The organism is Cyanobium sp. ULC082, assembly GCF_977927535.1.
Genome location: NZ_OZ376397.1, coordinates 174,922 through 188,895, shown reverse-complemented (window position 1 = coordinate 188,895; position 13,974 = coordinate 174,922). Strand labels below are relative to the sequence as shown.

11 protein-coding genes are annotated in these 13,974 nt (G+C 55.9%); 6 read left to right on the top strand and 5 right to left on the bottom strand.

Going from position 1 to position 13,974, the window contains the following annotated elements:
- Positions 1-692 precede the first annotated feature (692 nt).
- Positions 693-1,268 carry a TetR/AcrR family transcriptional regulator gene (locus ACXMDY_RS01045; protein WP_259701507.1) on the bottom strand — a complete coding sequence of 192 codons (576 nt, stop codon included), beginning with the start codon at positions 1,266-1,268 and terminating at the stop codon, positions 693-695.
- On the opposite strand from ACXMDY_RS01045, the gene ACXMDY_RS01040 reads away from it, so the two are divergent.
- From ACXMDY_RS01040 to ACXMDY_RS01025, 4 genes are all read left to right on the top strand, one after another.
- A complete protein-coding gene (locus ACXMDY_RS01040) occupies positions 1,261-2,787 on the top strand; it encodes a flavin monoamine oxidase family protein (RefSeq protein WP_457767254.1) in 1,527 nt (508 codons plus the stop codon). The two genes, ACXMDY_RS01045 and ACXMDY_RS01040, sit on opposite strands and share 8 nt — an antisense overlap.
- Positions 2,788-3,029: 242 nt before the next feature.
- A complete protein-coding gene (locus ACXMDY_RS01035; RefSeq protein ID WP_259701509.1) occupies positions 3,030-3,767 on the top strand; it encodes a GIY-YIG nuclease family protein in 738 nt (245 codons plus the stop codon).
- A gap of 283 nt (positions 3,768-4,050) precedes the next feature.
- Positions 4,051-4,299: a DUF2188 domain-containing protein gene (locus ACXMDY_RS01030; RefSeq protein ID WP_399243801.1), complete on the top strand. Its 249-nt coding sequence runs from the start codon at positions 4,051-4,053 to the stop codon at positions 4,297-4,299.
- Between the two features lie 701 nt (positions 4,300-5,000).
- Positions 5,001-5,375, top strand: coding sequence for a pPIWI-associating nuclease domain-containing protein (locus tag ACXMDY_RS01025; protein WP_399243804.1), 375 nt, complete (start codon positions 5,001-5,003; stop codon positions 5,373-5,375).
- Between the two features lie 230 nt (positions 5,376-5,605).
- On the opposite strand, the gene ACXMDY_RS01020 is transcribed toward ACXMDY_RS01025, so the two are convergent.
- The 3 genes from ACXMDY_RS01020 to ACXMDY_RS01010 form a co-directional block, all read right to left on the bottom strand.
- Complete coding sequence (locus ACXMDY_RS01020; protein ID WP_457767574.1) at positions 5,606-6,148, bottom strand: Fic family protein; 543 nt, start codon at positions 6,146-6,148, stop codon at positions 5,606-5,608.
- 610 nt (positions 6,149-6,758) lie between these two features.
- Complete coding sequence (locus ACXMDY_RS01015; protein ID WP_457767253.1) at positions 6,759-7,016, bottom strand: hypothetical protein; 258 nt, start codon at positions 7,014-7,016, stop codon at positions 6,759-6,761.
- Between the two features lie 510 nt (positions 7,017-7,526).
- Positions 7,527-7,991 carry a hypothetical protein gene (locus ACXMDY_RS01010; RefSeq protein WP_259703002.1) on the bottom strand — a complete coding sequence of 155 codons (465 nt, stop codon included), beginning with the start codon at positions 7,989-7,991 and terminating at the stop codon, positions 7,527-7,529.
- A gap of 1,108 nt (positions 7,992-9,099) precedes the next feature.
- Between ACXMDY_RS01010 and ACXMDY_RS01005 the strand changes: the two genes are divergently transcribed.
- Entirely contained in the window at positions 9,100-9,408 is a 309-nt protein-coding gene (locus tag ACXMDY_RS01005) for a nucleotidyltransferase family protein (protein WP_259703001.1), read from the top strand.
- Positions 9,398-9,751, top strand: a complete 354-nt coding sequence (locus ACXMDY_RS01000) for a HepT-like ribonuclease domain-containing protein (protein WP_259703000.1) — start codon at positions 9,398-9,400, stop codon at positions 9,749-9,751. Before ACXMDY_RS01005 ends, ACXMDY_RS01000 begins: the two co-directional genes overlap by 11 nt.
- A gap of 160 nt (positions 9,752-9,911) precedes the next feature.
- On the opposite strand, the gene ACXMDY_RS00995 is transcribed toward ACXMDY_RS01000, so the two are convergent.
- Positions 9,912-13,934, bottom strand: a complete 4,023-nt coding sequence (locus ACXMDY_RS00995) for a magnesium chelatase subunit H (RefSeq protein ID WP_259702999.1) — start codon at positions 13,932-13,934, stop codon at positions 9,912-9,914.
- Between the last annotated feature and the right edge of the window lie 40 nt (positions 13,935-13,974).

Sequence of the window (13,974 nt, the reverse complement as noted above, 5' to 3'; positions counted from 1 at the left end):
TTGCGCCCCACCGTGCGCGAAACCAGCCAGAACTGCTCTCCAAGTGCTTGGTGGCAGGGTGAGTTGATCTGGCGAATCGGCTCTGGGAATGGATTCTCAGGAAGCTTGGATCGTCGATGACTGGGTTTTGCTGTGCTGTTGTTCATTCACTTGACCAATGAATGCCAGAAGTCCCATGCCGTCGTCGTGCAGGTGGGTCCTGCAACTTTGGCCCAGAGGCGAGGCAATCAATGCAGTTCGCATCTGAAGTGCAGGCGGGAGGCCTGGTCATCGGTGGCTATCGCATCAGGTGATCAAAGTGGGACAAATGCCGCCATCTAAGGGCCAAACGAAACTTGGTGGCTCCAGTGGAACCATCACGATCCAAGAACAGATACCCAGAATTACTGGCTCACAGTGACGCGAAGGTCTCAATGATTGATTTGCACATTCTGGATCAAGACCCAGGTGGAGTGATGAGCCCAGCGGACTTTTTCGTTCGGTGTAAACATGTGGTTCACGGACCCGCCCATGAACCCAACGCCGAGGAGACAAATCTTTCAAAAGCCCTACGCTGGTGTACGTCCTGCGCAAGGGCCGTTGGCCATGGAGGCATCTTATGCGGCCAGTGAACCCCGATGGGGATGGATACCGGACCCGCCGAAATACTGTTAGACGCACCAAGAACCCTGCCAGCTGGTATGCGTGACGAGTCATGACCTGTAGAGCTGAATCTGAACCTCCAACAGATCATGAGCTATTCGCAGGCGATCACTATCGCTTGATTGTGCCGCCCAAGAAGCCAGGGCGTTCAGCGATCCGTTCAGCAGGTAGGTGAAACCTTCAACATTGACTGTCTCGAGAAGACCTTCATCGACAGCATTCTGAATCGCCTCCTGAAGCAAGGTGAAGCCTGGTTTGTCCAATTTTGCCAGAGTGTCAACTGAAAGGAAAGCGGGAGCTTCTATGAAGACTAAACGGCGTAGATCCTCCTGAATGGCGATGTCGAGGCAGGCATGGCAACCCATCAAGATCTGATCCCAGCTTGTTTCCAGTGGTTCAACCCTCGCTCTGATCGCGCCGGTGATCTCCTCATAGACCTCGCCGATCACCGCTTCGAGCACCCCCTGCTTGTCTTTGAACTGGTGGTAGAGCGCTCCACGGGTGATTCCGAGCCCACGGATGAGCTCCTCCGTGCCGGTGGCCGCGTATCCATTTTGGGCGAACAGAAGGCGAGCCCGGTCGAGGATGGCTCTGCGGGTCCGCTGTGTTTGCTCGACCTTGGTCAACCCCGAGGACATGGCGCAGCCATCATGCATACAGACAGTATGGATCTTGACACATCTGACGCAATCCCTTAGATACATGCAGTCTGTATCCTTTTACGGGGACCGTCTCATGCCGTCAGCCTTCACTCCCTCAAGCGCATCAGGCTTTTTCAAGGATCCAGATGGGATCAAGCCCTGGGATGTCGTCGTCGTGGGGGCCGGCCTATCCGGCCTCATGGCTGCGCGCTTGCTACGCAGGGCCGGTCTGCGTGTCACGGTGCTTGAAGCACGGGATCGGGTAGGCGGGCGGGTCTGGAGCAAACTGATCAGAGATGGTTCCTGGATTGATTTCGGTGCCCAGTGGATTGCCCCTGGCCAGCACCGAATCCAGGCACTGGTCAAGGAGTTCGGTCTTGCCACCACGGAATCTCACACCAAGGGTGCCTCTGTGTGGATGGCCCGCGGGGGTGCCGTACCCCGCCATGGATCCTTCCCCGCGGGCTGGCTGGCGAAGTTGGATCAGCTGCTCATCCTGCTCCGACTGCAGCGGCTGGCGAAGCAGCTCGCCGCTCGCACGTCTACAACCGATCTCCGGCGAAGGGCTCTTGACTCCCAGACGTTCGCAGCCTGGCTCAAGGAGAAAGCACTGACACATGCAGGACGTGAAGCCGTGCGCCTGACTGTCGAGGAGGGTGTCTGCGCCTCGATAGAGGAAGTGTCCTGCTACGAAGTAATCCAGCAAATTACCAGCATTGGTGGGCTCGCGGCTCTGGCCAGTGCGGAGCAGACCTTCCTGTGCGGGGGCGCCCAAGCCATTGCCCAGCGCCTCGCCGTTGAGCTCGGTGCCGATCTGCAGCTGGGGAGGCCCGTGACGGCAATTCGCCATGACGCAAACGAGGTAAGGATCTCCACAACAGGGGGCGAACTGCGGGCCCAGCGGGTGATTCTCGCCCTTCCGCCTCAGCTGCTTTCGGAGATCTCACTGGATGTGGATCTCAATGGCCGCGCCCAGTGGTGCCAGAGGGCCATCGTGAAGGGGCGAGTGGTCAAGACGGTGATCGTCTACGAGCAAGCCTGGTGGCGCCTCAATGGTCTGAATGGCCAGGTGATCGCTCCAAATGGTCCGATTGAACACCTGGCAGACGCATCAGACCCGGCAGGTTCCCCCGGCATTCTCATCGCCTTAGCCACAGCCTCCCGCGCCGATCAGCTCGCAGCCCTTGAGGAAGGCCAGCGTAAAACGCTCATTCTGGAACAGATTCGCAATTCCCTGGGGGAAGCTCCCGCTCCACCCATCGCCTTCCATTCGATCAACTGGAACGGAGATCCCTGGTCCCAGGGTGGATATGCGTCCCGCCTAGGACTGGGCCAGTCAAGCGGCGATCAACCTTGCCTGGCTGATCCCATCGGGCGCGTGCACTTCGCTGGTACAGAGACAGCCAGTCAGTGGAGGAGTTACATGGAAGGGGCGTTGCAGTCTGGCGAGCGGGCCGCCGGTGAGCTTCTGAGCTCACTGTCCATCGTTGAGGCTCCTCTATAGAGCCGTAGAAGATGTTAGACTCCCTTAAGGGCGTCTAACATCCAGATGCAGAAGACGGGAGCCTTGGCTGTCTGCAATCCCAATCAAGTCCAGCCCGCTTCTGATCTTGGCCGTTAGACTGAAACAACAGCAAGCTAAATTATTAATACCTAAGATGTGTTGGAGTAACGACCGCTCAAATGATCCTTAATTCAGAACAACTCAGGGCCCATATGATTGCTAAGTTGGGGCTCGCAAATTGCATGACACCAGACCCCGAGATATCCACCAGAAAGAAGAATGCGGTAGCGAAGAAAATTATGAAGTACGTCGCATACTCGCATGACAGCTTTCTTTTAGATTCGAAGCAAGAACCCTCTAGAGCTTACAGTATATTGATCTTTCTTATCCATTTGCCTGTGCCTGAATGGTTTTCTGCAGGGCACGACGCTAAGAAGAGAGCCATTGAAGAGATATCGAACTACCTGCTTCAACTTGGAATTACCGAGGACGACATCGGAGAAAAGTCTATTTTCGAGGAAAAATGGAAGGCTACAAAGAAAAAGCGCATTCGATTGTCTACTAAGCTATTCAATGATAAATTGAGACTTGAATTGGGCCTAGGAGAGGATTCTGATCCCCAACTTGCAAAGGTGTTGTCCGAAGCTGTTGCAAGAGCCAAGGTTAGGCGAAGAAATTATGTCTACCTGAAAAGCTGGACATTAGCCGATGGCACTAAATGGTACAAGATCGGCCGAACAAATAATTTAGAACGGAGGTCAGTAGAGCAGAATGTATTGCCTGTTGCCGCCATAACGCTAGGCTATCTTGAGACATCAGGAGTTGAGGAGGCGGCTGAAATCGAGTCAGCCATACTATCCATCCTAGATGAGTACCGTATTCGCGGCGCATCTAACAAAGAACTATTTCACCTTACCGGACCACAGCTGAATGCCATGCTATCTGTTATGAGTCAGAGTATTATTTGCAAGAACTCATGAATTCGGCTCAGACCTGCTGTTGCGGCGGAGACGGCTGTCTAACAAGCCCTTCGAGTAGACAGGCCACCATCAGTTCTCGACTGTGCCACACCAGCCATCTTGCCTGCCACTCAAGGGCAGAGTTAGGCACAGGCAGGAAGCTTCTGTAGCGGGTATTTCTACATGCCAATTTTTTGGGCTCTGGCAGAGCAGGCACTAGATATGGTGACGCAGGACGGTTTTCCGCACCTTTACCACTGCCAGTAGCGCCTTAAGCTTGGGAGGCTTTCAGATGCTCCTAGACATGAGCAAACCACAAGACAGAACAGTCTCCAAGCGGCCAAACGGAGGCTGGGAAAACAAAAAGAATAGCAATCAACAAGCTTCTAGCGTTCACTCAACGCAAGCAGATGCTGTAAATGCCGCGAAAGGCATGCTAAAAAATCAAGGAGGTGGGGAGCTGGCGACTAAAGGGCTAGATGGTAAGATTAGAAGCAAGGATACAATTCCTCCCGGCAATGATCCATGCCCCCCAAGAGACAAAGAACATTGAACACATAGAGGCACTATGTTTTCTAGCAGGCTGCTGTCTATAGCGATATCTTTCTTTCGCAATGATCTTTCGAATCAAGGACTGTAGCCAGCCATTTCATGTTTCAGTTCTTTGGTTTCAATGCCGAGCCCTTGCGCTGCATTTATCAAGATGGTTGCAGCTAATTGTTGGACCGCAGATATCTCCCAGCCCTTCCGCGACATTTTGCATTAGACACTACAATGGAATACAAGCATGGCTAGGCGAATCAACATATCACAATTACGAAGTCAGCTTCGTCAGATTGAGAACAAGCAACGTCAAGCCATAAGCAAGTACAATCAGGAAGTTAGGAAGCACAATTAAAATGTTCGCAGCGCAGTAAGTCAATACAACAGTGCTGTCAGGCAATACAATGCGCGATTACGCGCAAACCGGCAACATGTAGTATTTGAGTTAAACAGGCTGCAAAGCCGTACTACTGTTCGATATCAAGCCCTTCATGAATCTACTGTCTCACTCAATAGGTCCTACCAAAGCCTGGAAAGGCATGAAAGTGAATTTGAGAATATCCCGTTCGGGAATCAATTTCTCGATTTATCGGAGAAGGAAAATGCCAATAGTCTCGCGGCTCTAAACGCTCTCGAGACCAATGAGCCCGAAACAAGGCTTGCCAACGATGAAGATTTTTGTCAACGACCATCACTAGCGAACTTTTTTAGATGTCAACTGATTTAGGAAGCAGGTGGAAGGGAGCGCTGTTTTCTCTAAATCCTAGAAATCCTGATGCTTCACGCCGTTTTTGCGCCAGCGCTAGAGAGCTCTTTATAAAGATTCTCGATCACTTCGCTCCTGACGAAAGGGTTCTATCGCGTTTCCCAGGATGCGATAAGACTGATAAGGGTCATCCTACTAGGCGCTGGAAGATAAGCTATATTCTGCTCAACTCTGGAATTTCTAGCGACGGGGCAGTTGATTTCGTTGATGAGGACATCACTAATGTACTCCAGCTTTTTCGTGTGTTTAACGATGGTACCCATGGCTCGCGGCTGGTAAATTCGGATTTGCTCAACTGCGTACCATTAAGGAAAGGGTAGAGAGTGGGATCATTTATCTCACCACCATTTGCAGAATTGCCTAACATCTTTATTCATCCGACCCGCGCCAGCATCACTCTGTTTCAGCGAGATCTCTTGCGGGCGGGTGATGATGAGCGTTAGGCAGCACCAACAGCCGCCCGCACTTTCTCGGTCGTCGCGTCGTCGGCCAGCGCCAGTAGCCGTTGGTAGTGTCTCAGTTTGAAATGCTGATGGGCTGACCGGGCGCCCTATGGGCCCACTGGCGCTGCCGGCACTCCTGGGGGTGGTGGCGTCCCGTTAATCTGCTCATTCAGCAACTCGGAAAGTAGTGCATGGATGGGCGACAGGTCCATCCCCCCGGCAACTGCTGCTGCGTCGGCATGTCGCAGGCCCGATTCATATCGCGTTCTCTCTCGCTTTATAAGTTCCGGAAGAATTGCTGTTCCCGGAAGCCACTGTTGGGCCTTCACGCAAAGTACAAAATAGCAGGCCGCGCGTGCAGTGCGTCCATTCCCATTTATGAACGGATGAATCCAGTTCAAGCGCCATAGGACATACGCGGCCAGTACGACCGGGTCGGCATTTTCCCAATCCCGATTTACAAGGTTTATGAAATCATCCATGAGAGACTGAACCCGATAATGTGGCAGTGGGTTGTGCGGACCCACGGCAACCGGGCAAGGACGAAATTCGCCAGCATGTGAATGCAAGCACGCTATCGCATGAAAGTTGAGCGCCTTAATAACTTGCGACGACAAAAAAGGTCTCCCGACCGAGAGGCTGGCGCCCACTATTGATTTGAGAAAGTCGTACTGTCTGTTGCCGTTTTCTATCGTCAGAGTTTGATAAACGGGGTCTGTCTCATTGTCGCCAACAAGGTCAAACAGGATCACTGCACAGTTCCTGTCGTGCCCCCATCCTGCCCAATGATGACTTGACGCACACGCTCTCGAGTCACGCCGCTGCCGGGCTTGACAGCACTGAACGCGAACGAGACTCGCTGCTCCAGAATGTCGCTAGCAGAAGGCTTGTGTGCGGCTACTTCGCGAAGTTTGTTCAAAAGTGCTTGGTCGGTTGTTAGCCCGAGGAACTTGCTTTCCATAGAACGTTCTCCTGTCTTTGGTTGACTAGGTCAGTGTCGCAGAGAATTGTGCGCTGCAACAGTAGTGGGCCGTGCTGTCTGTCTCTTCAATCCAAGCACACCATACGTGCCATTGCAACCCAAAGCTGACAAATGTACCCTACTGTAAGAGGTAGGCTTAATGTTGGCCATATCCCCCAGAATGCGGAAAGCCTAAACGCGCGTTCAAGCCCCCGCAGTCGGGACTCGCTACTTGTACGGGCCGCGCCCAGCTTCAACAAGCCGGAACTTCAAACTGAGACACTACCCAACCGTTCAGCCTAGGCCGTGTCGGTGATGCACTCGCGTACAGCCTGCTCCTGGGTCTGCTGCTTGGGATTCCGTACTTCCAAAGCCGTCCAGTTGCAGGCCCCTTCTTCGTCCGGCATCCAAGCCTCGCACAAGACAACGCAGCGTGCAGCGTTGACGATGTCGCGGTCTTCATGGTCAAGCATCAGCGCCTCAAGCAATGCCGGGTTGCCATTCCTGAACTGGTCGAACTCGGCAATCAGTTCTCCAATCTCACTTTCGTAGCTCATCTCAGTACATTTCGGTCGCTTGTTCACATGGGCCGGGTGCTGCCTAACCCCTGCATGAGCGGTCGGCGCTAGAGCGCCGACCGCTCATGCAGAACGTTCGAAGGATGGCGCCTTAGCTTTGAGGCTGGAGAACCGATCCGTTTCATGGCCATAGCCGAGCGGCTGCAGTCTGTCGTACGGGGGAATTCCCGCGATGGCTCTGAGAGTCTCTGTATCTCATAGCCAAGTTAGTCGAGCATCCCAGGATTAGGGGGCTTCATCTGGCCAAGTCCCAAGAATGCCTGCTAACGAATCAAAAAACGTCGATTAACGACTAAGCTAAAGAACATTGCCAAGCTTCTTCTGCTTGTAGCCTCAGCACTCATTGGCCTGGCATTACATTACTGTAATTAACTGTCATGCTGGAGATCCCGATGCTTTCCCTTGCTTCTTGAAGAATAGGCGCTGTAAGCCGGCTCTTTTGGGAGAGTTTAATTGACTAAGTTCTCATTGACTGAGACGCCGTGCATCTCATTCATCACCGTGTGTGCATTCATTGATGAAAGTAATTGCATCTCCCTCATTCTGAACGCAGTCGTACCAGTCGGCTTCACCAAGAATTGCCGCTGTTTCTTGTGAGTAGATGCTCTGGTGAATTCGCTTCGTGGGCATCCAGAACCCCTTGTCTAGCCGACAACTATGAATGTGCCGGCTCCGATCACTCTTGCAGAATTCTGAGTCGATTTCGGCAGAATTCTTGCCCGAATGGAACTCAGTAAACTCTCGAAGAATGACAAACTGATGCTTTGCCTCATAAGGGTACATGAGAGATGATGTCTGGAATACGTCAATATCCTCGCTTTTGTCGAAGAGAAATCGCTCCTTCGCCCAACCCCCGCCAAGCTGGGCGATATTGACAGCGCTGCCGTCGCTGAACTTCATCACATACTTATCACAGTAGTTCTTAAATGACTCGATTGCTTCCTGAGGGTCCATCGAAGTAACGCTCTCTCTTGAAGCATAGAGCTACAAGGCCTTGTTTGGAGAGTAGCGCCCGAGCTTTGACACCAACCTGAAGGTGGTCACCCCCATGGGTCTGGAGTTGAGCGCGAGTGTTAGAAGCGAGGTTGAGGTGGTGACTTGGGCTCTGCAGATAAGGTGTAGGTCCGCAAACGTTGCCTGTGGTCATGCGACACCTTCGAACAAGCCCCTCGAGTGGACAGGCCGCCTACGATTCGCTACTTACGCTCTACAGTGTCTAGCCTGCCACTCAGGGGCAGAGTTAGATGGCCTATGTTGAGTATTGGCGTTCTGGGTGTTTCTGGGCTGCTTGGCTGATCTACCGCTGATGCACTGGCTTTTCTGTTCAACCATTGTTTCTTCAAGATGGCTTGTTATTCATCGTTTGAATCGACGGTTTTCGTGCCGGTCATGCTGGCTAGAAGGGCAGTCATTATTTCAGGATGTTATCTTTCTCTCTTTTGGTGCGGGGCTTCTTATGGGCAGACCGTTCCCTTAACTGTTGACATGCCCTATGCTCAAGCCCGAGCTGCTCTAATCCGGGAGGGGTGGCAACCGCATCTCCCCGGTGGACCTTTAATGCTTTCTTGTGGAGACAGGAGTCCATGTACCTATGAAGGGTTGGATCAGAGTGAAAAGGCGAGATCTAGTTTCTTACGTACTGAGATTAACTTAAGAAAGGCATTTCGGTCACATGGGTGGCATGAAACTATCCATTGTTTCCCGACAGGTGCAGGGTTGTGCATTCATTTGTTCACTGACGTACATGGTAGAGAGTTGATCGTTCAGACAGGATCAGGTGCATATGGCACAGTCCCACCTGTTTTACGCTTTTATTTCTCTGGTAAATAGTTGGACGAAATTCACATTTTACCTGTAATATATACGATCATGATGGATTCCTCTGGGTTTTTGCAATCTGACATCATCATTCACCCGACCAGGTGCAAAGTGTCAGCAAGGATGCCATGGCTTCTGCGGGCGGGTGATGATTGGCGTTAGTTTGACGTTGCTAAGCCCTCAGTGCAGGGTCTCTTGGTGGACTCCCTGGGTTTCTGGGTACAATGGGTCAAGGAGGTGAGTCATGTCAGTCCTCATTGACGAGAAGCTAGAGGAGATCGCCGCTGCTTGCCAGCGATACGGGATTGAGCGTCTGTTTGTCTTTGGCTCAGCCTTGAGAGAGGACTTCAGACCTGGAGAAAGCGATATTGACCTTCTGGTTGAGTTTGGCCCATTAGAAATCACCAAGCGCTTCCATGTCTTTCTTGACGCTCGCGAGGCGTTTAGCAATATCTTCCAATCCAACGTTGACTTGGTGATGAAGGGAGCGGTGAAGAACAAAATTATTGCTGGCGAGATTGATCGAACAAAGAAGCTGGTTTATGGCGCGTGATCTATCTGCATATTTGCAGGATGTCCTTGATGCCTGTAACTCTATTGAAGACGTAATGAGCGGAATCTCGCTGGATGAGTACCGAAGTATGCGCGCCGTGAGATCTGCTGTCGAGCGAGAGTTCATCATCATTGGTGAGGCACTTAGAAGGGTCAGCGCCCTCGACGAAAGGCTGTTTTGTTCAATATCTAATTCTCGTGCGATCGTTGATTTCCGAAATCTGCTTGCTCATGATTATGGAGCAGTTGATGACGATGCGGTTTTCGGACTTGTCTACTCAGACCTGATCGTTCTAAAGGCAGAGGTTGGTGAGCTTTTGGGTGACTGCCATGACGCAAACTAACAATGCCATTCATCTGAGCCGCGATCGGGATGTTTCTGGTTTCCGCCTGAGCTCATTTGGCCAGGTGATGGCCAGCGTTCAGGCCACTGAAGTTCACCAGATCCGGAGTAATCTGCCCACAGCGTGAACTGCTCTTCTCCTGCCCCAGGGGCTAAGACCATCAGCCTTGCGTCACCCCTTCAATCCGGTCTTCGATCTCCTGGTAGATCTGCTGCAGCTGGGCGATGTTTTCCTCGCTGGTTTCCCAATAGCCGCGGCCATTCACTTCCAGTAGGGTGCCCACGATGCGGCGGAAACTGTGGGGGTTGAGCTCCATCAGCCGCTTTCGCATCTCCTCGTCGTTGATGAAGGTGTCGTTGGCCTCTTCATACACGAAGTTATCCACGGCGCCGCTGGTGGCGCTCCAGCCCAGGGTGAAGTTGAGCCGTTTGGCCACCTCGCGCACTCCCTCGTAGCCGGAATTGAGCATGCCCTCATACCACTTGGGGTTGAGCAGCTTGGTGCGCGAATCCAGCCGGATCGTTTCACTCAGGCTGCGCACCTGGGCATTGGCGGTGGTGGTGTCGGCGATGTAGCTGGTGGGGGCCTTGCCGTCGTCGCGCAGGCCGGCAATCAGCTTGGTGGGATCGGAATCGAAGTAGTGGCTCACATCGGTGAGCGAAATCTCAGCGGAATCCAGGTTCTGGAAGGTCACATCGGCGGTTTTCATCGCTGATTCGAACACTTCCCGGTTCTGGTTCATCTCACCGGGGTTGTCGGCGTTGAAGGCGAAGGTTTTGCGAGAGAGGTACATCTCCTGCAGCTCGCCCTCCTCTTCCCAGGTGCTGTTCTCCACCGCCAGGTTCACGTTCGAGCTGTAGCTGCCGCTGGCATTGGAGAACACCCGGGTGGCGGCCTCCCGCAGGCTGATGCCCTGGGCCGCCGCCTGCTCCTGGGAGTGCTTGCGCACGAAGTTGAGCTCCAGGGGCTCCTCGGCCTCAGCCGCCATCTTCACGCCCTGGTCGATCAGGCCCATCTGGTTGATGAACAGATCGCGGAACACCCCGGAGCAGTTCACCACCACGTCGATGCGGGGACGGCCCAGCTCTTCGAGCGAGATCAGCTCCAGCTTGTTCACCCGCCCGAGCGAATCGGGCACGGGCCGCACGCCGATGAACCAGAGAATCTGGGCCAGCGATTCGCCGTAGGTTTTGATGTTGTCGGTGCCCCAGAGCACGCAGGCAATCGTTTCCGGCCAGGTGCCCTGCTCGGCCTTCTGGCGTTCGATCAACCGATCCACCACCACCTTGGCCGCGGCGATCGCGGCGCGGGTGGGGATCGCCTGGGGGTCGAGGGCGTGGATGTTCTTGCCGCTGGGCAGCACACCCGGGTTGCGGATCGGATCGCCACCGGGGCCGGGAATCACGTATTCGCCGTCGAGGGCCCGCAGCAGGCTCTCCATCTCCATGTCGGCGCAGATCTGCTCCAGGCAGAAGCGCAGGTAGCCGAACAGGTTGTCGAGCTCGGCGACATCCACGGCAGGAAAACCCGCTGCCCGACAGGCGCTCAGCCAGGGGCTGGGCAGGCGCATCCCGAAGCGCTCCAGCAGGGCGAAGAACCAGCCGAAGTTGCCGCGCAGATTGACGCGGCCATCGGTGCCGGTGACGGAGCGCACCATCGAGGCCACGGCCTTGCGGCAGGCCTCGGTGATCGTCTGGTTGAGCTCCACATCCGCCAGCACGCCGGCGTCGTTGCTCTTGTAGACATCGGTGATGGTGCGGCCGATGCTCTCGGCCAGCAGGGCCGGCAGGCTGCGGTAGCCCTCCTCCTGGCGCTCCAGCGCCGCGATGCTCACCAGGGTGGCGATCGCCTCCTCGGCGGTGGGGGGTTTGCCGATCGTGTGCAGGCCGCAGGGCAGCAGCCGGCTCTCGATCTCCATCAGCTGGCGGTACACCGCCCCCACCACACCGTCGCGGCCGTCAAGGTCGAGCTGGGCAGCCTCGCCCTCCGGCAGGGTCACGTCCTTGTCGAGATTGCACTGGCGGGCCGTTTCCACGATCGCATTCACAATCTGCACCCCCCGGCTGCTCTCTCGCAGCTGCTGGTAGGAACCCACCAGTTCGCCCAGTTCCTTGAGGCCCCTGTACAGGCCGGCATTCTCGGCCGGAGGCGTGAGGTAGCTGATCGTGGCGGCATAACCCCGCCGCTTGGCGATCGTGGCCTCCGAAGGGTTGTTGGCCGCGTAGTAATAGAGGTTCGGCAGGGCACCGATCAACGAATCGGGATAGCAGGTGTCGCTCATGCCCATCTGCTTGCCGGGCATGAACTCCAGCGAGCCGTGGGTGCCGAAGTGCAGCACCGCATCGGCGCCCCACACCTTCTCCAGATAGGTGTAATAGGCGGCAAAGCCGTGGTGGGGGCTGGCGCTGCGCGAGTAGAGCAGCCGCATCGGATCGCCCTCGTAGCCGAAGGTGGGCTGCACCCCCACGAACACGTTGCCGAAGTGGCGGCCGTAGATCAGCAGGTTGGTGCCATCGGAGTTGAGGTTGCCGGGAGGCTTGCCCCAGTTCTCCTCCAGCCGCTCGGAATAGGGGGTGAGCCGCTCGTATTCCTCCACGCTCATGCGGTGGGCGATCGCCAGCTCCGGTGCACCTTGGAGCGCCTCAGGATCGTTGATCACCGCCTCCATCAGCGCCTTGGAATCACGCGGCAGGTTCTGAACGTCGTAGCCCTTCTGCTTCATCTCCTGCAGCACCCGATGGATCGAGCCGAACACATCGAGGTAGGCGGCGGTGCCCACATTGCCCTTGTCGGGCGGGAAGCTGAACACCGTGATCGCCAGCTTCTTGGCGAGGCGGGGCTTGGTGCGCAGCGAAGCCCAGCGGATCACCCGCTCGGCGATCGCCTCCACCCGGTCCTGCAGGGTGTGGGCCTTGCCGGTGGCATCGTCGCGGCCGCTGAGCACGATCGGCTCGATGGCGCCATCCAGCTCGGGGATGGCGATCTGCAGCGCCACCTGCACCGGGTGCAGGCCCAGATCGCTCTCCTCCCATTCCTGGGTGGTCTGGAACACCAGCGGCAGGGCCACCATGTAGGGCCGGTTGAGCCTGGAGAGCGCCTCGATGGCGCGGGGATGGTCCTGACGGGCCGGGCCGCCGATCAGGGCGAAGCCGGTGAGACTCACCACCCCATCCACAATCGGCTGCTCAGGGTTGAGCGGGTCGTAGAAGAAGGCGGCAACCGGCTTGCTGAAATCCAGGCCGCCGCAGAACACCGGAATCACGGTGGCGCCGCGGTATTCCAGTTCCTGAATCACCGCCACGTAGTGGGCCTCATCGCCGGTGACGATGTGGCTGCGCTGCAGCACCAGGCCGATCACCGGGCCGCCCCTGGCCTTCTCGCTCAGGTCGGCGCGGCTGGTACTCCAGTTCAGATATTCCCTGAGGTCTTCGAACATCCCCGGCGCCATCGGGTGCCAGATGCCCAGATCCGGGAACACCACCGGTTCGGCCACCTCCAGCAGCGGCCGGCCTGTGTCGCTGCGGGGGAACACATATTTATCGGCCAGCATCAACAGAAAGTTGCGCAGGTTGTCCGGCGTGCCGCCCAGCCAATACTGAAAACTGAGCATGAAGGAGCGGGCATCCTGCGCCTTCTCCACCGGCAGATACTTGAGAACGGTGGGCAGGGTGTTGAGCAGCTTCAACATCGCGTCCTGGAAGCCGGCCCCATTGGCCTCCTTCCGCTTCTTCATGAAGCTGGCGATGGCGCTCTTGCTCTGGCCCAGCTGGGCCATCGAGAAGGTGCCCAGCTTGTTGAGCCGCATCACCTCCGGCATCGAGGGGAACACCACCACGGCCTTGAGCCGCTCGCGGTGGGGCGCCACCGCTTCCACCACCTTCTGGGCCAGATCCTCAATGAAGATCAGCGAGGCGATGAACACGTCGGCGGCGGCCACATCGGCGCAGAAGGCGGCGTAGTTCTCCGGATTGCGCAGCTCCTCGATCAGGTAGCCGCTCAGCTCCACCGCCAGGGCGGGATTGTGCTCATTCAGGCTGACAGCCGCCGTTGTGAGGGCGTTCTGGTACTGGGGTTCCAGCACCACATACACCGCTTTCATCACGGCGCGGCCGTCGCTGCCGGCAGGGAGGGCGCAATCGGCAGGGTTGACCCGGCGGCTGGCGGAGCGGACCTGCGTGAACATCGGCGCGGAGGTGGAGGGCAGTGCAGAGCAGCTTACGAAG

What these genes read in the sequence shown, in the direction of transcription:
- ACXMDY_RS01035 (WP_259701509.1), top strand. Translation starts at nt 3,030, where the DNA reads ATGACACCAGACCCCGAGATATCCACCAGAAAGAAGAATGCGGTAGCG.
- ACXMDY_RS01030 (WP_399243801.1), top strand. Translation starts at nt 4,051, where the DNA reads ATGAGCAAACCACAAGACAGAACAGTCTCCAAGCGGCCAAACGGAGGC.
- ACXMDY_RS01025 (WP_399243804.1), top strand. Translation starts at nt 5,001, where the DNA reads ATGTCAACTGATTTAGGAAGCAGGTGGAAGGGAGCGCTGTTTTCTCTA.
- ACXMDY_RS01015 (WP_457767253.1), bottom strand. Translation starts at nt 7,016, where the DNA reads ATGAGCTACGAAAGTGAGATTGGAGAACTGATTGCCGAGTTCGACCAG.
- ACXMDY_RS01010 (WP_259703002.1), bottom strand. Translation starts at nt 7,991, where the DNA reads ATGGACCCTCAGGAAGCAATCGAGTCATTTAAGAACTACTGTGATAAG.
- ACXMDY_RS01005 (WP_259703001.1), top strand. Translation starts at nt 9,100, where the DNA reads ATGTCAGTCCTCATTGACGAGAAGCTAGAGGAGATCGCCGCTGCTTGC.
- ACXMDY_RS01000 (WP_259703000.1), top strand. Translation starts at nt 9,398, where the DNA reads ATGGCGCGTGATCTATCTGCATATTTGCAGGATGTCCTTGATGCCTGT.
- ACXMDY_RS00995 (WP_259702999.1), bottom strand. Translation starts at nt 13,934, where the DNA reads ATGTTCACGCAGGTCCGCTCCGCCAGCCGCCGGGTCAACCCTGCCGAT.